Here is a 23,603-nt window from a genome sequence, read left to right on the forward strand (position 1 = left end):
GATCGGGTTTTGACCCTGTAATTCGGGCAGCTCTGCAGGGTGCGGAGCCTCTACCAGTGCGGTCAGATCGGATCCGTATCGCCGAGGGCCCAGCCCTGGAGCATGAGCACTGCCCAGAGCGTCTGTCCCAGTCCGGATTCGCCGGCCAGATGCCGCCGCCACAGCCGCGTGACCGAACGAGGATTGAGCAAGGAAGTGCGGGCCAGCGCCGTTGGGCCGAGCAAGTCTTCGGCCCAGGGACGCAGCGGCCCGCGCAGCCATTGATCCATCGGGACTGCAAAGCCCTGTTTTGGCCGGTCAACCAGTGCGCGGGGTACATAGCGATCCAGCAACCGGCGAAGCACACCTTTGCCGCCGCCCGCGGCGAGCAGTTCGCGGTCGGGAATGGTCCAGGCGAAATCGAGCAGCCGCACGTCCAGCAGCGGCGCGCGCGCTTCAAGCGAGGCGGCCATCGCGGCACGATCCATCTTGACCAGAATATCGCCCGGCAAATAGCCCAGCAAATCGTTGCCCATCATCCAACGCGCCATGCCCAGATCCGGCAGCAATGCCGGATCCATGCCGCGCACCCCGGGCACTTCCAGCCCGTCGCGCAGATCCGGGTTCAGCAGCGCGCGGGCATCACTGGCCACGCGGTTGAACTGGGTGTTGAACTGGACGGGATCACCCCGGCTGCGCAGGATTCGTGCCGCTCGGTCAAGTCGGGCGGGCAAGTTGTCGGGCAACTTGCGGGCCAGGCCACTGGCTCCCAGCAGAGGGGTCAGCAGGCCGAGCAGCCTTGCCGCAGCGCTGCCGCCCAGGGCTGCTGCGCCAATCAGGGGCGCAGGGATGGACTGAAGCCTGTCCCAGACCCGAGGCGTTGACAGGTAACGCGGATAGCCGCCGAAAATTTCGTCTCCACCGTCGCCGGTCAGGGCCACAGTGATGTCCTGCCGTGCCAGCCGGGCGAGCAACAGCGTTGGCAGCTGTGAAGAATCTGCGAAAGGTTCATCGTACCGGCGGTGTACTTCGGGGACGAGTGCAAGCACATCCTCTTCGTGCAGGATTGCTTCGGTATGGTCGGTTCCCAGATGGGCTGCCACCGCGCGGGCATGCGGTGCCTCGTCATAGGCGGAATCGGCGAAACCGATCGCATAGGTGCGGATTTTAGTGCGGCTGCGCACTTGCATCATCGCGGCGATCAGCGAACTGTCGATTCCGCCGGACAAGAAGCAACCCAGCGGCACGTCACTGAGCATCTGGGACCCGATTACGTCGCCAAGCACCGCTTCAAGCCGCCCAACCAAATCGCCATGTCCGGCCCGGCGATGGTCTCGCGCGGCCAGTACCGATTGTTCGACGGTCCACCAGGCGTGCGGGGTGCCTGCCTGGCCAGCGTGGATTTCAACCAGATGGCCGGGCAACAGTTTGGCTATTCCCGGGTGGATCGAAAGCGGATCGGGAATGTATTGGTAGGCCAGCAGGGCCAGCACCGCCTGTGGATCGGGTGCAGCATCGAAATCCGGCAAGAGCCGCAGCGCGCGCAGTTCAGAGGCAAAGCCGAACCCTTTACCAACGCGGCCATAATAGAGCGGCCGTTCGCCGAGCCGGTCACGCGCTAGGGTCAGCACGCGGCGTTCCCGGTCCCACAACGCCAGTGCAAACATCCCGCAGCATGCGGTCAGCGCGGCTTCGAGCCCCCAGGCGTCGATCGCTGCGCACAGCGTTTCGGTATCGCTATGCCCGCGCCAGGCCGGTGAGTGTCCTCCGGCAAGCAGCCGCTGGCGCACTTCCAGATGGTTGTAGATCTCACCATTGAAGGCGATCACGTAGCGCCCCGAATGCGAATGCATCGGCTGCGCCCCGGCTTCGGTCAGATCGATTACCGCCAGCCGCGAATGGCCCAGCACAAGCCCGGCGGCCGGCTCGCTCCATGCGGTCAGCGCGTCGGGACCGCGATGACGCAGCGCACGCGCCATAGCCAGGCCGGTCTGTTCCAGGTGTTCGGCAGGCTGACCCGCGGGCCACCACGCTCCGGCTATTCCGCACATTTGCGACTGAACCTGCTTACCTGTTGCGGGCGATCCGGGCGGATGCGCCGTTCATTGCAATGCAGCATCTATGTAACGCGCGGACCGCTGTCCATTCCCGTTAGTTAACTGATCCGAATATCGCGAAATCCTAATAGAACAACGGTGAATTGGACTTTCTACCAGAGCCTGATAGCCTGCAGGAAAGGTGACTGGAGGGAGATGCAAATATGGCCAAAGTGATCGGGCTGGGCGGTCTGTTCTTCAAAAGTCCCGATCCAGCCAAAACCCGCGCCTGGTACACTCGTGTTCTGGGCATTGCGTTCGACGATTGGGGTGGCACGGTATTCGATCCTGCCGCTGCCGCCGCGCAGCCCGGCGCGGGCACGGTGTTCAGCCCGTTTGAAGCGACGACCGGCTACTTCGCTCCATCGACCGGTGATTTCATGTTTAACCTGATGGTTGATGATCTCGACACCATGCTGCAGCACTGCAAGACGGAGGGCGTCGAGCCGCTCGGCCCGGTGCAAGATGAATTCAACGGCAGATTTGCGCACTTGCTCGATCCCGATGGGCGCAAGGTGGAACTGTGGGAGCCGAAGGAAATGGGGTGACTACCCCTCTGCAAACCCGAACGGCGCGATGCCCCGGCGATTGTCATCGCCAATGATTTCGCGGCCCATGGGCGGTGCAGCGCGGGCTGGGCAAGTGGCGCGGTTGCACAAGCGGCAGGTGACGCCGATCGGGGTCGCCGCGACAACGCGCGGATCGCAGCCTAGCGCATAGACCAGCTTCGGCGCATGTTCGGCGGCGCAGGCCAGCGCGATGGCGCGAGTCACGCGGGGGCGCAGATGGCTACCACCGCCTGCCGAAACAGTTCGCGCGATCGAGAAAAACCGCTGACCGTCCGGAAGTTCAAGGAACTGGGTGACGATCTCTCCCGGCGTGCGGAACACGGTATGGACGTTCCACAGGGGGCAGCCCCCGCCATGTGCGGCAAAGGGAAAACCCGCACCGTCGAGCCGCTTTGACACGTTGCCCGCCGGATCGACCCGGATGAAGAAGAACGGCACACGCAGCATGCCCGGCTTGTTGAGCGTAGTCAGGCGATGGGTGACCTGTTCGAAGCTGGTGCCGAACTGGCGGCTCAGCGCTTCGATGTCATAGGCGCGCGCCTCAACCGCGCGGGCGAAACGATCATATGGCATCAGGATCGCGGCGGCTGAGTAGGCCGCCAGCTCGCGCTTGACCAAGGCAGAGGCGGTCTGGCTGGCCAGATCCGCGCTGGCCAGCACCGCCGCAATCTCCTTACGCAGCGTGGTATAGGCAATGTGCATCGCAACCTGAAACTGGCGGCTCGCCGCGTCGAGCGTATCGTCGATCAGCAACTGTTCGTTGTGCCGATCGTATCGCCGCAATGCATCCATCATCACGTCGGGCGGAAGATAGCGCACCCTGGTGCCGCGCGTTTTGCCCAACCAGTCGGCCATGGACTCGGCGCGCGCAATCTCCGCTGCCAATTCCTCAGCCCGGGTATCGAGTGCGTGGAAGTAGTTCCGTTCGCGCGCGACAAACCGCCGTGCCTCGGCAACAGGGTCGCCAACGCCGGGGGCTTCACGCTGTTCTGCCAGGGCTTGCTGTTCGCGGCTGTAGGCTTCGTGCAGGCGCAGCAGCGCCTCGCTTACACCCGGAAAACTCCCCGCCAGGTCCGCCACTTCAAGCGCGGGCAGTTCGATGTCGGCAAACAGGGGATCGCGCAACACCTTGGCGAGCCGCTGTTCATAGGCTTCGGCATCGTCCCCGGCGAATTCGGCAAGATCGAGACGATAGCATTTGGCCAGGCGCAGCAACAGATCGGCAGTCAGCGGGCGCTGGTTGCGTTCGATCAGCGCGATATAGCTGGGTGAAATGCGCAAATCCTGCGCCATCGCGGTCTGGGTCAGCCCCAGTTCGCGGCGCAGGCGTTTCAGGCGCGGGCCAAGATAGAGTGGGCGGGAATCGGCCATAGCCACCTTTTGTCATAGCTACACAACTTTACAAGGAATAGTTGTAATGATTGACAAACTGACTCCGCACCGCCTTTCCGCAGCGCAGCATTGGCGTCATTCCCCGGGCATCACAGCGGCCCGAAAGCGTCGCAGCCTTATTAAGGAAACGAGCCATGACCTATTCGCAGACCATCGCCGAAGCGGGCAAGCAAATTGCTCCGTTCGAAACGACCTGGAGCGGAATTGACGCGACCAGCGTGGCGCGGATGCGGCTGCAGAACCGGTTCAAGACCGGGCTCGACATCGCCCGTTACACTGCGTCCATCATGCGCAAGGACATGGCCGCCTATGATGCCGATCCGGCCAATTACACCCAGTCGCTGGGCTGCTGGCACGGGTTCATCGGGCAGCAGAAGCTGATCTCGATCAAGAAGCATTTCGGCACCACCAAGGGCCGCTATCTGTACCTCTCGGGCTGGATGATCGCCGCGCTGCGCAGCGAATTCGGGCCGCTGCCCGATCAGTCAATGCACGAAAAGACCACCGTTCCGGCGCTGATCGAGGAACTCTACACCTTCCTGCGCCAGGCCGATGCGCGCGAGCTGGGCGGCCTGTTCCGCGAACTTGACGCCGCCAAGGCCGCTGCGGACGCGGTCAATACCCACCGCATCCTGCACAAGATTGACGAATTCCAGACCCATGTTGTGCCGATCATCGCCGACATCGATGCCGGGTTCGGCAATGCCGAGGCGACATACCTGCTCGCCAAGAAAATGATCGAAGCGGGCGCCTGCGCAATTCAGATCGAAAACCAGGTTTCGGACGAAAAGCAGTGCGGCCACCAGGACGGTAAAGTCACCGTGCCGCATGAAGACTTCCTCGCGAAGATCCGCGCGATCCGCTACGCCTTCATGGAACTGGGCGTCGAAGAAGGGATCATCGTTGCCCGCACCGACTCGCTGGGCGCCGGACTGACCAAGCAGATCGCCTTTACCCGCGAAGCCGGCGACATCGGCGATAAGTACAACGCCTTCCTCGACTGTGAGGAAGTGACCGAGATCGGCCACGGCGACGTGCTGATCAGCCGCGATGGCAAGCTGATGCGGCCCAAGCGCCTGCCCAGCAATCTCTTCCAGTTCCGCACCGGCACCGGTGAAGACCGCTGCGTGCTCGATTGCATCAATTCGCTCCAGAACGGCGCGGACCTGCTGTGGATCGAAACCGAAAAGCCGCACATCGGCCAGATCGGCGGCATGGTCAGCCGGATCCGCGAAGTGATCCCCAATGCCAAGCTGGTCTATAACAACAGCCCCAGCTTCAACTGGACGCTGAACTTCCGCCAGCAGGTGTTCGATGCCTGGACCGCAGAGGGCAAGGACCTGTCGGCCTATGACCGCGCCAAACTGATGAGCGTGGATTATGACGGTACGGAACTGTCGAACGAAGCCGACGAACGCATCCGTACCTTCCAGCGCGATGCCGCGGCGCAGGCGGGGATCTTCCACCACCTGATCACCCTGCCGACTTATCACACCGCGGCGCTCAGCACCGACAATCTGGCGAAGGAATACTTCGGCGATGCCGGGATGCTGGGTTACGTCAAGAACGTCCAGCGTGAGGAAATCCGCCAGGGCATCGCCTGCGTCAAGCACCAGAACATGTCTGGCAGCGACATTGGCGACGACCATAAGGAAATGTTCGCCGGGGAAGCTGCACTGAAGGCTGGCGGCGAACACAACACGATGAATCAGTTCGCGGCCTGACGCCGCTCTGTCTTTCCTGGGGAGGAAAGCTGGCCCGTCGCACCAACCCCTTGGTGCGGCGGGCCAATACTTTTGGCGGCCTAGCCCCGGGCCAATCGCAACTTTTGCGGACTGCGGAAGTTGGAGCTGGGCACCCACGGCAGCACATCATCCACCCGGGTGAATTCGGGCACTGCTTTCAGAAATTCACTGAAAATCACCTCGGTCGCCACACGGGCGAGGGCCGAGCCGATACAGGCGTGGACTCCGCCGCCAAAGCCAAGATGGCGTTTGGGGCGGCGGGCGACGTCGTATGAATCGGGGTTCTCAAACATCCGTTCGTCGCGGTTGGCGCTGCCATAGGCGAGCATAACGAAGTCCCCGGCCTTCATGGTCTGACCGTGCAACTCGGTATCCACCTGCAGGCAGCGCTTGAAACGCTGGGCCGAGGTGTTGAAGCGCAGCGATTCCTCCATGGCATCGGGGATCAGCCCGTGGTCGGCAGACACCGCGCGGCGCGCGTCGTGTTCGTTGGCGAGGTTATAGGCGAACATGCCAAGAAAGCCGGACAGGCTTTCGATCCCGGCCATGATCAGGGTGGTCACGGTCAGCTGCACTTCCTTGTCGAGCAGCTTTTCGCCGTCGATTTCGGCCGTGATGAAGCCTGACAGCAGATCGTCGCCCGGATTCTTCTTGCGCTCTTGAACCAGGTTTTCGGCATAGTCCGCCATCCAGCGGAACGCGGCGAGGTGCGCCTCGGTTTTCTGCCGGGTTTTCGCGTCGGTCTGCACCATCAGCACGGCGTTGTCGCGCACCACTTCGGCATCGGCCCTGGGCAGGTTGAACAGGTAGAACAGCAGGTCGACCGTCATCTTCGAGCCATAGTCACCGACGAAATCGAACACCGACTGGTCGCGCAGTGCGGCCAGATGCTTGTGACAGGACGCACGCGCGGGTTCGATCACATGGTCAAGTGCGCGCTTGGTCATGGCGGACTGGATCAGCGCGCGCAGGCGATCGTGGCGCGGCGGATCGCTGGAGCCGAGCGTCGATCCGGCGCGGCCCGGCAATTCGTCGATCAGGTTGCCCTTGGCCGAACTGTATGTGCGCCAGTTGCTGAGCGCGGCAAGGATGTCGTCATAGCGCGACAGCACCCACATCCCGGCTTCTTCGGAATAGAAACAGGGGTGCTCGTCACGCAGCACCTTGTAGGCGGGGAACGGATCGGCATCGAAGGCCGGATCGTAGGGGTCGAACCGGAAGGCCATGGCGGGCTCCTCTCACAACTGGCTTATCGTGCCACAATGACAGGATGCGGCGGCTGCGGCCACTCAGCTTTGCGACAATTACTTGCACTTTTCGATCATTCAGCCATGCTGGCCGTTGCCATGGGTCAGCCAACTGAAATCACGCAATTTCGCCTTTATGGAGAGGTCGGTGGCGATCTTGCGCCTGAATTTGTGCATATCGAGCCGATTTCAGCCCGGTCCAGCCTGTATGAATGGACCATTTCGCCCCATGCCCATCCCGGCATCGTGCAGCTGCTGCTGGTGGTGGCGGGGCAGGGTGTGCTGGCCGATGGCGAGGGGGAGGCGGCACTGCCGCCCGGATCACTCTCCGTGGCACCGTCCGGGCTGGTCCATGCCTTCCGGTTTGCGCCTGATACGCAGGGCTGGGTGCTGAGTCTGGCCGAAGCCCTGCTCGACGACCCGCGGCTGGCGCCCTTCGCGGCGGGATCGGCGCTGCGCGGCGGGCGGGTGCGGCCAGTGCTGCTGGGCGAGGTGGCGCTGGCCGATGCCTTGCTCGCAACGCTGCATTCGCGCGGACCGGATGCCAGCTCGGCAACGCTGGCAACCCTGGCGATGCTGCTGGCACTGGTCGATGAGGCCGCCGCGCGGGCGCAGTCTGGAGAGGGACCGCCGGACCGCCGCCTCGCGCTGGTCCGCCGCTTCACCGCGCTGCTCGATCAGCATTACGGCGCGCAGTGGGGCGTGGCCGATTATGCCCGCGAACTCGGCACCACGCCGCAGACCCTGACCCGCGCCTGCCGCCAGGTGACCGGTAAGCCGCCCGGCGAACTGGCGCTTGACCGCCTGCTGCGCGAGGCGATGCGCGCACTGACCTTCACCGCCGCCGGGGTGGCGCAGATCGCGCAGGATCTGGGCTTCGCCGATCCGGCCTATTTCAGCCGCTTCTTCAAGGCGCGGACCGGGATCGAGCCAAGCCGGTTCCGGCGCGAACGGGCGTGGCTGCGGGGGTGAGAAGATCAGGAGTGAGCATATAAGCCCCCTCCTCTTCAGAGGAGGGGGTTGGGGGTGGTGTGGTTCCCCAGTGACGGTGCCGTGCCGCCACCACCCCCCGACCCCCTCCTCTGAAGAGGAGGGGGAGGTTCAGCTCAGGCGTTAGCAGTCCGATCCCGCCAGTCGCGCTTGACCTTCTTGGCCAGGCTCCACTTGTGAACCTCGGTCGGGCCATCATAAATGCGGAAGGCCCGCACTTCGCGGAACACCTGCTCGACTACGGTTGCGCCGGACACGCCGGTTCCGCCCATCACCTGCACGCAGCGATCAGCGATGCGCATCAGCGCTTCGGATACCGCGACCTTGGCCATCGAGCTTTCGGTGGTGCCCAGGCTGCCGGTGTCGAGCACGCTCGCGCACCAGTCGATCATCAGTTCGGCCTGCTTGATGTCGATCAGGTTCTCGGCGAGCATGAAGCCCACGCCTTCGTGCTCGATCAGCGGCTTGCCGAAGGCCATGCGACGGCAGGCGTAATCACTGGCAATTTCGTGCGCGCGGACGCAGCACCCCAGCCAGCGCATGCAGTGCGATAGCCGCGCCGGGCTGAGGCGGATCTGGGCGTATTTGAACCCTTCGCCTGCTTCGCCCAGCATCTGGTCGGCGGGAATGCGCAGGTTATCGATCAACACGGTGGCGTGGCCGCCGGGCATTGAACTGTCGATGGTGTTGGGCACGCTCTCGATCCGGATCGCGGGATCGGGCAAGTCGACGAGGAACATGCAGGCGCCGCCCGCTTCGTCCTTGGCCATGACGATCCCCACGCTGGCCCCTTCGGCCCCGGTGATGAAGCACTTGCGGCCGTTGATCACCCAGTGGTTGCCATCGCGGCGGCAGGTGGTGAGCATCATCCCGGGATCACTGCCCGCGCCGTTTTCCTCAGCCGGTTCGGTCATGAAAAAGGCGCTGCGGGCGCGGCCTTCGACGAGTGGTTTGAGGAAGTGTTCCTTCTGTTCGGCGCTGGCTTTATGCCCCAACAAGTACATGTTGCCTTCGTCCGGCGCCATGGTGTTGCAGGCCAGCGGGCCCAGCGGGGAGAGACCCGACTTGATCAACACGATCGCGGTTTCACGCTGGTTCAGGTGACCACCATCGGGCAGGATATGCGGGGTCAGCACTCCGGCTGCGCGGGCCTTTGCGCGCATTTCATAGACCAGTTCGTCGGTCGGCGCGCCGTGATGGTCGCGGCGGGGATCTTGCTCATAGGGCGCGATCACTTCACGCACGAACGCTTCGACCTGCGCGGCCATCTGGCGGGCGTGGTCGGAAATGGGGGACAGATCAGACATGGGGCGAATCCTTACGCAAAAGTCCAGCGGCTGAGGTCCTGGCCGCGCGTGATGGTTCCGGCTGCGCCGACAGGGGTGCCCTGCGCGCTGGTCAGGCGGGCAAGTGTGTCTGTGTCATCGCCGGGCACTTGCGCCAGCACGCGCTTGCCCGCCGGGGTATGTGCAACGACCACGCCCGAGCGCGGCTGGCTGTCGCGGCCGTAGAACACGGTGAAGGTTTCAATTGTGGCAGGGCCGGCATAGTCCTTATCCAGCCCCGGAATGGCCCCGCGCGCGGCGTCAGCTTCGGCCTGAAAGTCATAGCTTTTGGGAAAGCTCGCCGCTGCAATCGGTTGGCTTGATACCACGATCGAATGGTTGTGCGTGGCATAGCCACCATTGGCGAACAGCAACCCGGTGCCGGGCGCGGCGCGCAAATGATCAACCATGCTGGCGACGGCGTGACTCATGTAATTGCCGATTGGACCGCCGCCAAAGGTCAGCCCGCCGAACACCGTGGCGGGTTTGCCCAGCGGCCAGTCGATGATCCGCCGCGCCAGCTTGGGGATACAGGGGAAGCACGAATAGAGTTCCACTGCGTCCAGATCAGAGGGCGACACCGCGTTCAATTCGAGCGCCTTCAGGATCGACACGTCCATGCTGGCCGAATGGTCATAAGTGTCACGCCGCATCCAGCTGTCGTCCTCGTGCGCCGCCGCGCCGTTGCCGACATAGATCCACTTCGCTGCCGGAATCCCCCGCCGCCGCGCCTCGCCCACGCTGGTAACGATGAACCCCGCGCCCTGGTTGACCGCCGAATTGGCGACTTGCAGCTTGGTATAGGGGAATGCGATCGGGCGATTGCTTTCGCCGGGCGTGACCACATCGGCTGCGCTGACCGGCTTCCTGATCCAGGCGTTTTCGTTGGCGGCGGCGACTTCGGAAAACTTGCTCCAGATCGCCCCGCTTTCGGCCTGTGCTTCCTCCAGCGATTGGCCAAGTTTGGCACGCAGGCCGTTCTCATAGAGCGGGTAGACATCGACCGGGGCGACCAGACCGTAACTTTGCGCATAGCCCAGCTTGCGGCGGTGTGATGCGTCGCGCAGCTGGTCAGGCTTGACGCCGCCCTGTGCCGCAGCGGTGCGCGCAGCGGCGGTGCGCAGGGCTTCCGCCCCGCAGATCAGGGCGATCTTCGCCTCGCCCGCGCCGATCCGGTTGGCGGCTTCGTTGAGCAGCATCACCGGGCTGTCGCCATTGGGGCCTTCGCTTTGCAGCACCTGCGCCGGGGCGATCCCCAGCGTGGTCGCGAGGGGCGCGCAGGCATCGGCAATTGCGGGAAAAGCGATCTGTTTGACCACCCCCAGAAAATCGGCGTCCGCGATCAGGCTCGCCCCTGCGTCAGTCTCGCACTTGCGCAAGGCAGCGGCCATCAGTTCGACCGGGTCCAGTCCGGTCAGCGGATCGGTGGGGCGATCGTTCACTTGACCGACCCCGACGATCACCGGCAACCGTTCGTCCTGCATCACATCCTCCATGGCACTCGCTGTTACCTAGTCCATTGCCAAATTTAATCGAGCAATTAAACGGGAAATCGAAGGGAGAGATTCGCCCATGTCGATCTTGTACGACGAAGGCCAACAGGCCATCGCTACCGAATCACGCCGCGTGTTGGATGCGCGCGTGTCCAAGGACCGCTTGCTCAAACTGCTCGAGCAGGTTGGGGACTATGACCAAGGCTTCTGGGATACGGCGGTCGAACAAGGCTGGACCGCGCTCGCGATCCCGGAAGAGCACGGCGGGCTGGGACTTAGCCTGGTTGAGCTGGGGCTGGTGGCACTCGCCAGCGGTGCGGCCACGGCAGGTGCGCCGTTCCTGACCTTTGGTTATGGCGCGGCACAGGCACTGGTGGCTTCGGGCAATACCGAACTGCAGACTGCCTGGCTGCCCAAGCTGGCCAGCGGCGAAGCAATTGGCACAGTGGCGTTTGGCGAAGGCACCTGCCCGCTGCCGCCTGTGCCGGCCACTGTCTATGCCGGGGGCAAGCTGTCCGGCGCGAAGGAAGCCGTGCCCGGCGGGCTCAAGGCGGACTTGGCGATTGTCTGGGCCAGCCATGGCGGGCAGCCCGCGCTGGTGCTGGCTGAACTGGCGGGCGCAGCGCGCGCGCCGGTCGACAGTTACGACAATTCGCGCGTCTATGCCGACATCGCCTTTGCCGATGCGCCTGCGACCTTGCTGGCCGAAGGCGCAGCGGCACGCACGCTCGCGCTGGACCTGCTGGCCCGCATGGCCGTCGTTACGGCGCACGAACAGGTCGGGGGGGCAGAAGAACTGCTCAAGATCGCGCGCGAATATGCCGTGACCCGCAAGGCCTTTGGCCAGCCGATCGGTGCGTTCCAGTCCATCAAGCACCGCATTGCCGAAATGTATGGGCTGGTCGAAGTGGCCCGCGCAAACTGCATCCATGCCGCCGCGAGCGAGGGCAAGCCGAATTTCCTGATCGCCGCCGCCGATGCGCGGATTTCCGCAACCGATGGCTATGACACTGCATCGCGCGACTGTGTGCAGATCCACGGCGGGATCGGGGTGACTTGGGAACTTGGCCTTCACCTCCACATGCGCCGCGCGCGCAGCCTGGCGGTGGAACTGGGCAACCTCTATTTCTGGGAAGACCTGCTGGTCGAACAGCTGACGGGAGAAGCGGCATGAGCGATCTGGACGCCTACCGGGATCAGGCCAGGGCCTGGCTGGATACGATGGCCCCCAAATATGGCCGTGACGCGCGCCGGGGAATGAGCGAAGTGGATTCGCTGGCCATGGGCCGCGAATTTCAGGCGCTGAAGTATGAAGCCGGATATGCCGGGATCAACTGGCCAAAGGAAATTGGCGGGCAGGGGCTGACCCACCTTCACAAGATCACCTACGATGGCCTGGAAATGAACTACGGCATGCCGACCGTGTTCTTCGGCATTTCGCTGGGTATGCCAGTGCCGATCCTGATGCGGTTCGGCATGGGTGAAAACAAGGAACATTTCCCCTGGGTCAAGGAGCGCGTGATCAAGGCGCTGCGCGGCGAGGAGATCTGGTGCCAGCTGTTCTCCGAACCCGCAGGCGGATCGGACCTGGCGGGTCTGCGCACCAAGGCCGAGCCGGACGGCAACGGCTGGCGCATGACCGGGCAGAAAATCTGGACCAGCTGGGCGCAGTATTGCGATTACGGCGTGATCGTCGTCCGCACCGACCCCAATGTCGAAAAGCACAAGGGCCTGACTTACTTCTGGGTCGATATGAAGGCCAAGGGTGTCGATGTGCGCCCGATCAAGCTCGCGGGCGGGGACAGCCACGTCAACGAAGTGTTCTTCGACGATGTCCGGCTGGAAGACAGCCAGCGGATGAGCCCGGTTGGCGGAGGCTTCGGCGTTGCACTAGCAACGCTGATGATCGAACGCTACATCGCCACCGACAGCGGCGGTTTCGGCCCGCATCTCGATGTGTTCACCGATCTTGTCAAAGGGTTGGACTTGAACGGCCAGCCCGCGCTCAAGGATGCGCGCGTGCGCCAGCAGATCGCCCGCAATCATGCCATGCGCGCCGGGCTTGACTCGATCACCAGTCGTGCCTTCCAGATGCTGCAGGCCGGGATGGAGCCGGGACCGGAAGGATCGTTGCAGAAACTTGTCGCGGTGCGCAGCCGGCAAAAGCTGTCCGAACTGGCGATGGACCTACAGGGCAACCTTGGCCTGCATTTCGATCCGCACGCCTACGTCAAGGAAGATTGGGGCGCGAGCTGGCTCAATGCGCCGACCGGGCGGATTGCAGGCGGTTCGGACGAAGTGCTGCTTAATACCATTGCCGAGCGGATTCTGGGCCTGCCGCAGGACCACCGCCCGGACAAGGGTGTGGCTTTCAACCAGATTCCAGCCTGAGGAGGGCAGCAACTATGGCAATCAAGACACGGATTACCGAACTGCTGGGGATCGAACATCCGATTGTTCAGGGCGGGATGCAGTGGGTCGGCACGGCGGAGATGGCCAGCGCCGTTTCCAACTCCGGCGGGCTTGGCATCATCACCGGCCTGACCCAGCCGAGCGCAGAAGCGCTGGCCGCGGAAATCGAACGCTGCAAGGGCATGACCAGCAAACCCTTCGGCGTGAACATGACCGTGTTTCCCGCGATCAACCCGCCGGATTACAAGGCCTATACCCAGGCGATCATCGATAGCGGTGTGAAGGTGGTAGAAACCGCCGGGACCCCTGCGGTGCGCGAACTGTGGGAGATGATGAAGCCCCACGGGATCAAGATCCTGCACAAATGCACCGCCGTGCGTCATGCGCTCTCCGCCGAAAGGGCCGGGGTAGACGTGATCTCCATCGACGGGTTCGAATGCGCCGGGCACCCGGGTGAAGACGATATTCCGGGCCTGATCCTGATCCCGGCAGCGGCCGACAAGGTCAAGATTCCGCTGCTTGCAAGCGGCGGGTTTGGCGATGGCCGGGGCCTTGCCGCCGCGCTGACGCTCGGGGCCGAAGGGATCAATATGGGCACGCGGTTCTGCGCGACGGTCGAAGCGCCGATCCACCAGAACTTCAAGCAGGCGATGGTCGATAATGATGAACGCGCCACCGCCCTGATCTTCCGCACTTTCCGCAACACCGCCCGCGTCGCCAAGAACGGCATCGCCCAGCAGGTGGTTGCCGCCGAGGCTGAAGGCAAGGAATTCAGCGCCGTGGCCGACCTGGTCAAGGGCGTGCGCGGACGCGAGGGCCTGACCACTGGCGATACCGAACACGGCATCTGGACCGCCGGCATGATCCAGGGCCTGATCCACGACATCCCGACCTGCGACGAGCTGGTCAGCCGGATCGTCGCCGATGCTGAAGCAATTATCCGTGGCCGCCTTGCGGGCATGGTCGCCTGATATTCGATTTCAAGGAGTAACTGACATGGCCGAAGCCTATATCATCGATGCAGTCCGCACCCCGCGCGGGGTGGGCAAGCCCGGCAAAGGCGCGCTTTCGCACCTGCACCCGCAGCACCTTGCCGCCACCGTGCTCAAGGCACTGAAAGAGCGTAACAATCTTGACACCAGCACCGTCGATGACGTGATCTGGTCCACTTCCACCCAAAAGGGCAAGCAGGGCGGTGATCTGGGTCGCATGGCTGCGCTGGCCGCTGGTTATGATACCAGCGCCAGCGGCATGACGCTCGACCGGTTCTGCGGCGGCGGCATCACTTCGGTCAACCTCGCCACTGCGGCGGTCATGAGCGGTATGGAAGACTGCGTGATCGCGGGCGGCACCGAAATGATGAGCTATACCGCGCAGGTCGGCGCGGAAGAGGCCAATGCCGGGATCAAGCCGATGGGCATGGGCTCGGGCAACCTTGCGCTCGACGCGCTTCACCCGCAAAGCCACCAGGGCGTCTGCGGTGATGCGATCGCGGCGATGGAAGGCATCCCGCGTGAGGCGCTCGACGCGCTTGCACTGGTCAGCCAGGAACGCGCCGCTCGCGCGATCAAGGAAGGCCGTTTCGACAAGTCGGTGGTCACGGTTTACAACGATGACGGCACCGTGGCGCTTGACCATGAAGAGTTCCCGCGCCCCGAAACCACTGCTGAAGGGCTCGCCGGGCTCAAGGCAAGCTTCGATGGCATCGCCGATTTCGATCTGGGCGGCACCACTTTCCGCAAGCAGATCCAGCGCCGCTATCCTGATCTGGAATGGAAGGGCGTGCACCATGCCGGCAACAGCTCGGGCGTGGTCGATGGCGCGGCCGCTGTGCTGATCACCAGCAAGGAATATGCCGACAAGCACGGCCTCAAGCCGCGCGGCAAGATCGTGGCCTACGTCAACTGTGGCGATGATCCCACGCTGATGCTCAACGCCCCGGTTCCCGCGGCGAAGAAGGTGCTGGCCAAGGCCGGGCTGACCACGGAAGATATCGACGTGTTCGAAATCAACGAAGCTTTCGCCGTGGTCGCTGAAAAGTTCATCCGCGATCTCGATCTTGATCGCACCAAGGTGAACCCCAACGGCGGCGCGATGGCCCTGGGCCACCCGATTGGCGCCACCGGCTCGATGCTGATCGGCACCGCGCTGGATGAACTGGAACGGATAAATGGCAAGTACGGCCTGATCACCATGTGCGCCGCGGGCGGCATGGCCCCGGCGATCATCATCGAACGGGTTTGAACCAGACATGCTCTCTCCCCTTCAGGGGAGAGATACGCAGGCTTGTGAGCGTAGCGAACTAGCCGAAGTTGAGAGGGGAAGTGTGCTCACACCCCCTCTCCCAACCCTCTCCCCTAAAGGGGAGAGGGCTTCTTTTTGATTCCCGCTTGCGGCCCCACCTGTCGCGGCTATGGGAAGTCCAAAGGGAGTCGGACCTATGCATTATGACGTTGTGATTGTCGGCGCCGGGCAAGGCGGCGGGGCGGCGGCGATCCAGTTGCGGCAGCAGGGCTTCACCGGATCGGTCGGGGTAATCGGGCGTGAAACAGAGCCGCCCTATGAACGTCCGCCGCTGTCCAAGGAATACATGCTGGGCGAAAAAACGTTCGACCGGCTGCTGGTCCGACCGCGCGAATTCTGGGCGACCAAGGACATCGACATGGTGCTGGGCGTGGAAGTGACCGCGCTCGATCCGAAAGCGCAGAGTGTCACTCTGTCCGATGGCCGCACCTGCACTTATGGCGATGTGATCTGGGCGACCGGCGGCGATCCGCGCAGGCTGACCTGCCCCGGCGCAGACCTGCCCGGCGTCCACGGCGTGCGCACGCGCGAGGATGCCGATGCGATCCTGGCCGAGCTGGGCGCGGTGAACCGCGTAGTGGTGATCGGCGGCGGCTATATCGGACTGGAAGCAGCGGCGGTGCTGCGCAAGTTGGGCAAGGAGGTAACCTTGCTGGAAATGCTGCCGCGCGTCCTGGCGCGGGTCGCCGGGCCGCAGTTGTCCGAATTCTACCAAGCCGACCACCGCGCCCACGGCGTCGATTTGCGGTTGGAAACTGGGATCGAGGCGGTGCTGGGCGATAGCCGCGTCAGCGGGGTCAAACTGTCTGATGGCAGCGAAGTGGCCTGCGAGCTGGTGATTGTCGGCATTGGCATCATCCCGGCAGTCGGCCCGCTGCTGGCTGCGGGTGCCGCTGGCGGCAACGGGGTGGACGTGGATGAGTTCTGCCGCACCAGCCTGCCGCATGTCTATGCGATCGGCGATTGCGCCGCCCATGCCAATGGCTTTGCCGACGGCGCGGTGATGCGGCTGGAAAGCGTCCAGAACGCCAACGATCAGGCCAAGATCGCGGTCGCATCGATCCTGGGTGATCCGCAGCCCTACATGGCGACGCCGTGGTTCTGGTCGAACCAGTATGACCTCAAACTGCAGACGGTCGGCCTGTCGGGCGGGCACGATCAGACTGTGCTGCGCGGCGATCCGGCGGAGCGCTCATTCTCGGTGCTATACCTGAAAGCGGGCAAGCTGATCGCGGTCGATGCGGTCAATGCGATGAAGGACTATGTCCAGGCCCGCAAGCTGGTGGAAGAAGGCGCAGTGATTGCGGCGGAAGATTTGGCCGACACATCGCGCCCGCTAAAAGAGCTGCCGCGCGCGTGACGGGCGAAAAATCGGGCGCTGTCGTGAAGATGTCGTGGTCAGGCCAGTCGGCAGCGCGCAGAAAGTCCGGGTCAAGACAGGAGGCAGCAATGCAGATTGACCCGGTAAAACTGGCAGAGGCCCGCCTGGCCCGCGCAATGTCGCAGGAAGAAGCGGCGATCGCCACCGACCTCAGCGCACGCACGATCCAGCGGATCGAGGCCGGTCACCCCGCATCGCTGGAGAGCACCAAGGCGTTGCTGACTATCTTCGGCGCGGACATCATCCATGATCCTCTGCCGCAGGCCGTGACGCAGGACCAATCGCCCTGGCAGCAGATTGGTGCGCAAATGGTCGGATCGGCCCGGCGCTCGGCCAGCTACGGCTTCGACGGGCTGCGACTTTTGCTGGCTGTTGAATTCGCACTCGTCGCGGCGGCAAAGTTCGTCATTCCGGACCAGACTGGATTGTTCATCGATCATGATGGTTTCGCGATTGGCGTGTTCAAGGACGTGCCTTCCGGTGCCACCGAACAACTCGGCCTGTGGATCACCCCGCTTATGCTGCTAGCTGCGGGGGCTTTGGCGCTGACCATCGGCCGCGTGCGCCGCCTTGCTCAGCCCTTTCGGTAAGCGGGCAAGGCCAGTCCGAACCGGATTGCCATGCCGCGCAGGGCAAATCCGGCGAGTGCAGCCAGCGGCCAGACCAGCGCATGGGGCAAGGCCGCGACTTGCCCTAGCGCCACCAACGCTGAGCTGAGCGCGGCGGCGGTGACGTAAAGCTCCGGCCGCATCAAGATCGATGGTCGTCCGGCCAGTACATCGCGGATGATCCCGCCGACGCAGCCGGTCACCACGCCCATCACCATTGCCGGAACCGGCGCCACGCCAAACGCCAGCGCCTTGGCCGTACCCAGCACTGCATAGGTCCCCAGACCGGCCGCATCGGCCCATTCGAGCAGCTGACCGTCCCACCATTTGCGGGGAGTAAACCACGCCAGCAGCGCCACCCCCAGACAGACCGGAGCCACCCACGGATCGCGCACCCAGAACACCGGTGCGCCGATTAGCAGATCGCGCACCGATCCGCCTCCGACCCCGGTGACCAGCGCGAAAAAGCTCATCGTCACCAACGTTTGCCGAAGCCGCGCGGCGAGCAGTGCCCCGGTCAGCGCGAACACGGCCGTGCCGATCAGATCAAGCACTGGCGGCAGGGCGGGCAAGGTAGCGCTCACGCAGGCACCCCGGCGGCGCGGCGGATCGCGGGCAATAGCACTTGCAGGCGGTTCAGCAGGGCCGCGTCGTTGCTGCAATGTGCCATGATCAGTCCGCTCCCCGGTTCAACCGCCGCTTCGGCGTACCACGCCGTGTTCGACCCGTTGTGCCACAGCGCGCCTTGCCTGCCCACAAACCAGCCGAGCGCATGATTGCTGGCAAAGCGCGGAGTGTGAAGCTGCGCCCAGCCCGCCTGGCTGAGCAGGGCATTGCGGTCGCGGTGCGCGGCCAGGTAGGTCAGCAGATCGGGCATACTCATGTGCAGCCGTCCGGCGGGGCCCATCGCGGCGGGATTGTCCTGCAGGATCGGCACGCCGCGATCGTGCCCGCGCGGCTGGTCGCCGGTCGGCGCGCCAAAGCCCGCACTGGTCAGCCCGAGCGGATCGAGCACCTGTTGCTGGAGCAGGTCCTCCCACGATTTGCCCGTCGCCACTTCCAGCATCCGCGCCGCCAGGACCGGTCCGCAATTTGAATAGCTGAAAGTGCTGCGCGGTTTGGCTGCCGGCGGCAGGGCCAGCGCCAGTTCGACATAGCGCTGGCGGCTGGCGCGGGCATCGTTCTCGATCCGGGGCAGGGCGAGCAGATCGGGCAAGGCGATGTCGGCGGGCAAACCGGCATGGTGGCTCAGCAGTTCGATTCCCGTGACCTTGCGATAGGGACGCGGCACTCCGGATAAGCGATCGCCCAGCCGCGTGTCCCAGCCGATTACCCCGGCTTCAACCGCACGGGCGAACAACAGGGCGGTGAAGCCCTTGGTGATCGATCCGATATGCCATTTGTCCTGCACGGTCACCGCAGCAGGCTGCCCGGCGGCGCGCAGGCCATCGGCGAGCAATTCGGCGGCATAGCCTCGCCGTTGCCAGCCTGCCACCATTGCGGGTGTGGCCAGCGCGACGCGCAGGGACCGGAGCAGGGCGGGGGACATGGTGCCGCTGAGCAGGGTGTCAAGCGTCTGGCCCTGCGCGAACAGGCGCTGCGGCAAGAGCGCCAGCCCGAGGCCGGTCAGCAAAGTGCGGCGTTGAACCATCCCTACCCTTTGCCGTTCGTGTCGAGCGAAGTCGAGACACCCCAGCATCAGGTGTCTCGACTTCGCTCGACACGAACGGACAGTGGGGTGGGATAGGGAACTATTCCTCGATCAGTTCTTCCAGCCGGGTTTTGAGCTTGAGGATGCGCTGGGCAGCTTCGGTGAAGGTTGCCACTTCATCGCGGCGGTTGTTGCCGCGCGCTTCCTTGGCGGCTTCGACGTAGCCTTCCATGTCGGCTTCCAGCGCGTCGACCAGAATGCCGACTTCGTCTTCGGTCAGCTTCACGGTGTGGGTATCGGCCATGATCAGGGGTCCTGTGTTGGAAAGTCAGGCGGGCGGCATTGCCCGGATCGCGCGGTGATTGCCAGCCCTAATCCAGCAAATTTCTGATCGCCTTGGCTGCCGCGATGCAATCCAGATCGGCAAAGGCCGGGCCGATCACTTGCATGCCCACCGGCTTGCCCGCGCTCGATCCCACTGGCAGCACGGTGGAAGGCAGTCCAGGATAGGTCACCATCCCAGCCCAGGCCAATGCCGCGCCATATGGCACTTGCTGGCCATTGATCGTCAATGTTCGTTCAGCCATTGGCGTCAGGTCATAGGGATGCGCGACGACCGGCGCGGGCGGGGCGAGTACGAAGTCATAGCGTTCGAACAGCGCGCGCCAGCTGCGTTGGCAGCGCGCCTGCGCATCCATCAGTGCGAACCAGTCTGCTGCGCTGGCCTGCTGCCCCTCAGGGCCGGGCGCACCCTTGCTCATCGCGATCATCAGCATGCGCATGTACTCGCCGTACTGCAGCGCCAGATCGGGGGTCAGATCGCTGCTGCGCTCAACCATGGCTCCGGCGGCCTCGACTGCGGTAACCGCTGCCTCAACCGGGCCTGCCACGGCGCTGTCTACCGGACAGACCGGATGATCGCCCAGGTACAGCACCCGCCAGGCTCCCACCGGGCGCGGGCGGCTGATCAGCGGGCGATCGGCGGTAAGGTTCAGCAGCAGTGCCAGGTCATCCGGATCGCGCGCCATCGGCCCGACCACGCCCAGCGCAATATCGTGCCCGTCGCTGCCGGGGAATTCGTGCCCTTCACTGCTTACCAGACCCCAGGTGGTCTTGTGCCCCCAGGTGCCGCTGAAGTGCGAGGGCACGCGGATCGATCCGCCGATGTCGCTGCCATATTCCGCCGAAACCATACCCAACGCCAGCGCTGCGGCCGATCCGCCGGAAGAGCCGCCGGGGGTGTGGTCAACGGCGTGGGGGTTGTGGGTGCGCCCGTAAATCGGATTGTCTGCCTGCCAGTCTGACAGCAAGGGCGGCACGTTGGTCTTGCCGACAAACACCGCGCCTGCCGCCTTGAGCCGCCGCACCACTGCGGAATCGCGCCGGGCGATCAGGCCAGAATATTCCTCCAATCCCCAAGTAGTCGGTAGGCCCTCGATGTCGAAAGCTTCCTTGATGGTCATTGGCACGCCCAGCAGCGGCTGGTCGGCGCGCGGGCGCTGCCCATCGAGCGCCCTGGCTGCCGCGCGCGCGCGGTCAAAATCGCGCACCACCACGGCATTGACCTGCGGATCGAACCGCTCGATCCGGCTGATCGCGGCATCAACGGCTTCAAGCGGGGACTGATCGCCGCGCGCAATCCGCGCTGCGGTGGCAATCGCACCGGGTTCGTCGGTGAGTTTCAGGATCATCGCAGGCTCCCACTTTTTCAGGGAGCCTATCGAGCGCGGCAGCGCGCGTCAAAACAAGATCCTCCCCATTTGGCTTCGCAAAACGGGGAGGATCTTTGGCGTCAGATATGGATCGGCTTGCCGGTCACCGCCATCGCCGCTTCCTTCACCGCTTCGCTGTGGGTCGGGTGAGCGTGGCAGGTATAGGCGATGTCTTCACTCGTCGCGCCGAATTCCATCGCCAGGGCGGCTTCGGCGATCATCGTGCCGGCGACGCTGGCAATGGCCCAGACGCCCAGCACACGATCGGTCTTGGCATCGGCAATGACTTTGACGAAGCCGTCCGGTTCATGGTTGGTCTTGGCGCGGCTGTTGGCCATCATCGGGAACTTGCCGACCTTGATTTCACCCAGTTCTTTCGCGGCTTCCTCGGTCAGGCCTACGCCCGCGAATTCGGGGTTGGTATAGACCACGCCGGGAATGACATCGTGGTTCACAATGCCAGTCAGCCCCGCGATGTTTTCCGCAACTGCAATGCCTTCGTCCTCGGCCTTGTGCGCCAGCATCGGCCCCGGAATGCAATCACCGATCGCCCAGACGCCGCCGATCTTGGTGCGGAAGTCGTGGTCGGTTTCGATCTGTCCGCGCGCGTTGAGTTCCAGCCCGATCGCGGAGAGACCCAGACCATCGACATTGGGACGGCGCCCGATCGCGACCAGCACGCAGTCTGCCTCAATGGTTTCAGCCCCACCGCCTTTGGCCGGTTCCAGCGTCAGCGTGGCCTGCTTGCCCTTGACTGCAGCCCCGGTGACTTTGGTGCCAAGTTTAAGCTCCATGCCCTGCTTCTTGAAGATCTTGGCCGCTTCCTTGCGGAGCTCGCCGTCCATCCCCGGCAGCAAAGCGTCAAGGTATTCGACCACAGTGACCTTTGCGCCAAGCCGCCGCCAGACCGAGCCGAGTTCCAGCCCGATCACCCCGCCGCCGATCACCACCAAGTGCGCGGGCACTTTGCTGAGCGCCAGCGCGCCGGTGCTGTCGACGATGATCCCCTTGTCGTTGTCAACCTCAACCCCCGGCAGCGGGGTAACGCTCGATCCGGTGGCGATCACCACGTTCTTGGCGGTGTAATCCTTGCCTGCGACGGTTACGGTATGCGCGTCCTTGAACGCGCCGTAGCCTTTCAGCCAGTCGACCTTGTTCTTGCGGAACAGGAATTCGATCCCTCCCGTCAGCCCCTTGACCGCATCAGCTTTGTCCGCCTGCAGCGCGGCCAGATCAAGCTCAACCTTACCCAGCTTGACGCCGTAGCGGGCGAGGGTGCCACTGGCGGCTTCCTCGAACTTCTCCGACCCGTGCAGCAGTGCCTTGGAAGGAATGCACCCGACGTTGAGGCAAGTCCCGCCCAGCGTCTCGCGGCCCTCAACACAGGCGGTCTTCAGCCCCAGCTGCGCCGCGCGGATCGCGCCGACATAGCCGCCGGGACCGGCACCGATGACGATAAGGTCGTAGTCGTATTCGCTCATTTCGAATTCCTCAGAGGTCGATCAGCAGGCGGGTGGGATCCTCGATCGCTTCCTTGATCGTCTTCAGCGCGGTCACCGCCTCGCGCCCGTCGATCAGGCGGTGGTCATAGGACAGCGCGAGGTACATCATCGGGCGGATCACGATCTGCCCGTCGCGAACGACCGGGCGGTCCTCGATCCGGTGCAGGCCGAGTACGGCCGACTGCGGGGGGTTGATGATCGGGGTGGACATCAACCCGCCGAACACGCCGCCGTTGGAAATGGTGAAAGTGCCGCCGGCCATGTCGGCCATGGTCAGGGTGCCTTCCTTGGCTTTCTTGCCGTACCCGGCGATCGCCTTTTCGATTTCGGCGAAGCTCAGCTGGTCAACATCGCGGACCACCGGCACGACCAGCCCGTTGGGCGCGCTGACCGCGACCGAGAGGTCGACATAGGGGTGATAGACGATCTCGTCGCCCTCGATTCTAGCGTTGACTGCCGGGAAGTCCTTGAGCGCGAGGCAGGCAGCCTTGGCGAAGAAGCTCATGAAGCCGAGCCGCACGCCGTGCTTCTTTTCAAAAGCATCGCGGAACGTGTCGCGTGCTTTCATCACCGCGCTCATGTCGCAATCGTTGAACGTGGTCAGCAGTGCGGCGGTGTTCTGCGCTTCCTTCAATCGCTTGGCGACGGTCTGGCGCAGGCGGGTCATCTTGACGCGTTCCTCGCCGCGGGCACCCGCCGGGGCAGGCGCTGCGACCGGCGCGGCGACTGCCGGAGCCGGGGCCGCGCTTTTGGCGGCGGCAGCGGCGAGCACGTCTTCCTTGGTCAGACGGCCGTCCTTGCCGGTGCCTTTGACCTGCGCCGGGTCGATCCCGTGTTCCAGCACCGCGCGGCGCACGGCGGGGGAAAGGACCGCACTTTCGCTGGCTTCTGCGACAGCTGGCGCCGGGGCAGGGGTCGGAGCAGCGGCGGCCGATGCTGCGGGAGCCGCACCAGAACCGGCCTCAATCGTCGCGATAACTGCGCCGACGGCGACATTGTCACCCACTTTGGCGATCTGCTGCCCCATCACGCCCGCAACACTGGCGGTGACTTCGATCGCGACCTTGTCGGTTTCCAGACTGGCGATCGGATCATCGACCGCAACCGGATCACCCGGCTGCTTCAGCCATTCGCCAATGGTGGCTTCGGCAACGCTTTCGCCCAGCACGGGGACTTTGACTTCGGTGGACATGATTT

At 64.1% G+C, this 23,603-nt stretch carries 20 protein-coding genes; 9 read left to right on the forward strand and 11 right to left on the reverse strand.

What is annotated here, in order from left to right; translation table 11 throughout:
• Window positions 1-62: 62 nt before the first annotated feature.
• Window positions 63-2,030: an asparagine synthase (glutamine-hydrolyzing) gene (gene asnB, locus MNBBLIKP_RS09415; protein WP_088309796.1), complete on the reverse strand. Its 1,968-nt coding sequence runs from the start codon at window positions 2,028-2,030 to the stop codon at window positions 63-65.
• A 209-nt stretch (window positions 2,031-2,239) separates the two neighbouring features.
• On the opposite strand from asnB, the gene MNBBLIKP_RS09420 reads away from it, so the two are divergent.
• Window positions 2,240-2,623: a VOC family protein gene (locus MNBBLIKP_RS09420; RefSeq protein WP_088309798.1), complete on the forward strand. Its 384-nt coding sequence runs from the start codon at window positions 2,240-2,242 to the stop codon at window positions 2,621-2,623.
• Here the strand turns inward: MNBBLIKP_RS09420 and MNBBLIKP_RS09425 are convergent, their stop codons facing one another.
• A complete protein-coding gene (locus MNBBLIKP_RS09425; protein ID WP_088309800.1) occupies window positions 2,624-4,015 on the reverse strand; it encodes a helix-turn-helix domain-containing protein in 1,392 nt (463 codons plus the stop codon).
• A 155-nt stretch (window positions 4,016-4,170) separates the two neighbouring features.
• Here MNBBLIKP_RS09425 and MNBBLIKP_RS09430 point away from each other — a divergent pair, with 155 nt between their 5' ends.
• Window positions 4,171-5,760, forward strand: a complete 1,590-nt coding sequence (locus tag MNBBLIKP_RS09430) for an isocitrate lyase (RefSeq protein WP_088309802.1) — start codon at window positions 4,171-4,173, stop codon at window positions 5,758-5,760.
• An 80-nt stretch (window positions 5,761-5,840) separates the two neighbouring features.
• On the opposite strand, the gene MNBBLIKP_RS09435 is transcribed toward MNBBLIKP_RS09430, so the two are convergent.
• Window positions 5,841-7,007 (reverse strand): cytochrome P450, encoded by a 1,167-nt coding sequence (locus MNBBLIKP_RS09435; protein ID WP_088309804.1) that lies wholly within the window; start codon window positions 7,005-7,007, stop codon window positions 5,841-5,843.
• Window positions 7,008-7,127: 120 nt separating this feature from the next.
• On the opposite strand from MNBBLIKP_RS09435, the gene MNBBLIKP_RS09440 reads away from it, so the two are divergent.
• Window positions 7,128-8,000 (forward strand): helix-turn-helix domain-containing protein, encoded by an 873-nt coding sequence (locus MNBBLIKP_RS09440; protein ID WP_176399725.1) that lies wholly within the window; start codon window positions 7,128-7,130, stop codon window positions 7,998-8,000.
• A 134-nt stretch (window positions 8,001-8,134) separates the two neighbouring features.
• Here MNBBLIKP_RS09440 and MNBBLIKP_RS09445 read toward each other — a convergent pair whose 3' ends face one another.
• Together MNBBLIKP_RS09445 and MNBBLIKP_RS09450 are read right to left on the reverse strand one after the other, a co-directional pair.
• Entirely contained in the window at window positions 8,135-9,325 is a 1,191-nt protein-coding gene (locus tag MNBBLIKP_RS09445; protein ID WP_088309808.1) for an acyl-CoA dehydrogenase family protein, read from the reverse strand.
• An 11-nt stretch (window positions 9,326-9,336) separates the two neighbouring features.
• Window positions 9,337-10,839 carry an acetyl-CoA acetyltransferase gene (locus tag MNBBLIKP_RS09450; protein ID WP_254912992.1) on the reverse strand — a complete coding sequence of 501 codons (1,503 nt, stop codon included), beginning with the start codon at window positions 10,837-10,839 and terminating at the stop codon, window positions 9,337-9,339.
• A gap of 76 nt (window positions 10,840-10,915) precedes the next feature.
• Between MNBBLIKP_RS09450 and MNBBLIKP_RS09455 the strand changes: the two genes are divergently transcribed.
• The 6 genes from MNBBLIKP_RS09455 (at window position 10,916) to MNBBLIKP_RS09480 (ending at window position 17,523) form a co-directional block, all read left to right on the forward strand.
• On the forward strand, window positions 10,916-12,010 hold the full coding sequence (locus MNBBLIKP_RS09455; protein ID WP_088309810.1) for an acyl-CoA dehydrogenase family protein: 1,095 nt from the start codon (window positions 10,916-10,918) through the stop codon (window positions 12,008-12,010).
• Entirely contained in the window at window positions 12,007-13,227 is a 1,221-nt protein-coding gene (locus MNBBLIKP_RS09460) for an acyl-CoA dehydrogenase family protein (protein WP_088309812.1), read from the forward strand. The genes MNBBLIKP_RS09455 and MNBBLIKP_RS09460 overlap by 4 nt, the downstream gene beginning before the upstream one ends.
• A gap of 14 nt (window positions 13,228-13,241) precedes the next feature.
• The gene (locus MNBBLIKP_RS09465) at window positions 13,242-14,219 is read left to right on the forward strand and encodes an NAD(P)H-dependent flavin oxidoreductase (protein WP_088309814.1); all 978 of its coding nucleotides are present in this window, start codon (window positions 13,242-13,244) and stop codon (window positions 14,217-14,219) included.
• Window positions 14,220-14,244: 25 nt separating this feature from the next.
• The gene (locus tag MNBBLIKP_RS09470) at window positions 14,245-15,492 is read left to right on the forward strand and encodes an acetyl-CoA C-acetyltransferase (RefSeq protein ID WP_088309816.1); all 1,248 of its coding nucleotides are present in this window, start codon (window positions 14,245-14,247) and stop codon (window positions 15,490-15,492) included.
• A gap of 196 nt (window positions 15,493-15,688) precedes the next feature.
• Window positions 15,689-16,912, forward strand: a complete 1,224-nt coding sequence (locus MNBBLIKP_RS09475) for an NAD(P)/FAD-dependent oxidoreductase (RefSeq protein ID WP_088309818.1) — start codon at window positions 15,689-15,691, stop codon at window positions 16,910-16,912.
• Window positions 16,913-17,001: 89 nt separating this feature from the next.
• Entirely contained in the window at window positions 17,002-17,523 is a 522-nt protein-coding gene (locus MNBBLIKP_RS09480) for a helix-turn-helix domain-containing protein (protein WP_088309820.1), read from the forward strand.
• On the opposite strand, the gene MNBBLIKP_RS09485 is transcribed toward MNBBLIKP_RS09480, so the two are convergent.
• From MNBBLIKP_RS09485 to odhB, 6 genes are all read right to left on the reverse strand, one after another.
• Window positions 17,508-18,125: a trimeric intracellular cation channel family protein gene (locus tag MNBBLIKP_RS09485; protein WP_088309822.1), complete on the reverse strand. Its 618-nt coding sequence runs from the start codon at window positions 18,123-18,125 to the stop codon at window positions 17,508-17,510. The genes MNBBLIKP_RS09480 and MNBBLIKP_RS09485 overlap by 16 nt on opposite strands.
• A complete protein-coding gene (locus MNBBLIKP_RS09490) occupies window positions 18,122-19,192 on the reverse strand; it encodes a serine hydrolase domain-containing protein (RefSeq protein ID WP_176399726.1) in 1,071 nt (356 codons plus the stop codon). Before MNBBLIKP_RS09490 ends, MNBBLIKP_RS09485 begins: the two co-directional genes overlap by 4 nt.
• A 100-nt stretch (window positions 19,193-19,292) precedes the next feature.
• The gene (locus MNBBLIKP_RS09495) at window positions 19,293-19,496 is read right to left on the reverse strand and encodes a hypothetical protein (RefSeq protein ID WP_088309826.1); all 204 of its coding nucleotides are present in this window, start codon (window positions 19,494-19,496) and stop codon (window positions 19,293-19,295) included.
• A 67-nt stretch (window positions 19,497-19,563) separates the two neighbouring features.
• Window positions 19,564-20,883, reverse strand: a complete 1,320-nt coding sequence (locus MNBBLIKP_RS09500) for an amidase family protein (RefSeq protein WP_088309828.1) — start codon at window positions 20,881-20,883, stop codon at window positions 19,564-19,566.
• 101 nt (window positions 20,884-20,984) lie between these two features.
• Complete coding sequence (gene lpdA, locus MNBBLIKP_RS09505; RefSeq protein ID WP_088309830.1) at window positions 20,985-22,385, reverse strand: dihydrolipoyl dehydrogenase; 1,401 nt, start codon at window positions 22,383-22,385, stop codon at window positions 20,985-20,987.
• Between the two features lie 10 nt (window positions 22,386-22,395).
• Entirely contained in the window at window positions 22,396-23,598 is a 1,203-nt protein-coding gene (gene odhB / locus MNBBLIKP_RS09510) for a 2-oxoglutarate dehydrogenase complex dihydrolipoyllysine-residue succinyltransferase (RefSeq protein ID WP_088309832.1), read from the reverse strand.
• Window positions 23,599-23,603 lie beyond the last annotated feature (5 nt).

It is taken from the genome of Novosphingobium sp. B 225 (genome assembly GCF_002198665.1).
Taxonomy (GTDB): Bacteria; Pseudomonadota; Alphaproteobacteria; order Sphingomonadales; family Sphingomonadaceae; genus Novosphingobium.